The organism is Variovorax sp. P4_B11 (genome assembly GCF_056402355.1).
On the sequence record NZ_JBFUHO010000171.1, the window covers coordinates 1 to 681 of the forward strand.

General features: G+C 65.6%; 2 protein-coding genes. Both read right to left on the bottom strand.

What is annotated here, in order from left to right; translation table 11 throughout:
* Positions 1–207, bottom strand: a 207-nt coding sequence (locus AC1DYD_RS41475) for an NAD(P)(+) transhydrogenase (Re/Si-specific) subunit beta (RefSeq protein WP_478178507.1), incomplete at its 3' end; no start/stop codon positions are given.
* Positions 204–542: an NAD(P) transhydrogenase subunit alpha part 2 gene (locus AC1DYD_RS41480; protein ID WP_478178508.1), complete on the bottom strand. Its 339-nt coding sequence runs from the start codon at positions 540–542 to the stop codon at positions 204–206. The genes AC1DYD_RS41480 and AC1DYD_RS41475, both read right to left, overlap by 4 nt.
* Positions 543–681 lie beyond the last annotated feature (139 nt).

Consider the following 681-nt stretch of genomic DNA (forward strand, 5'->3'; position numbering starts at 1 on the left):
ACCCAGGCCAACCCAGGCCATGCCGATCGCCTTGCCGCCCGAGAGCTGGACGATCAGCGCCGCGGTGGTCAGCATGGCGATCGCCATGCCGACCATGCCGAAGAGGTTGCCGCGGATGGAGGTGGTGGGGTGACTCAGGCCTTTCAGGGCCTGGATGAAGCAGACGCTCGCGATCAGGTACAGCAGCGTGACGACGTTCATGCTCATGCTGCATTCCCCTTGCCAGTCGCCTCACCGGCAGGCGCGGCCTTCTTGTCCTTCTTCTTGAACATCTCCAGCATGCGCCGCGTCACCAGGAAGCCGCCGAAGACGTTGACCGCGGCCAGCGCCACGGCCAGCACGCCCATGGTCTTGCCCAGGCCCGTCTCGGTCAGCGCGGCCGCCAGCATGGCGCCCACGATCACGATCGCCGAGATCGCGTTGGTGACCGCCATCAGCGGCGTGTGCAGCGCCGGCGTGACGGTCCACACCACGTGGTAGCCGACGTAGATCGCCAGCACGAAGATGATCAGGTTGATGACGGTGTGGGATACGGGRTCCATGGCGGTGCTCCTCCGGGGTTCGCTCTGTGCGGGCTTASTTCTTGGTGACCTGGCCGTCCTGCGCCATGCGGCAGGCSGCGACGATGTCGTCCTCGAGGTCGATGGTGAGCGTGCCTTCCTTGGCCACGATCAGCTTGAG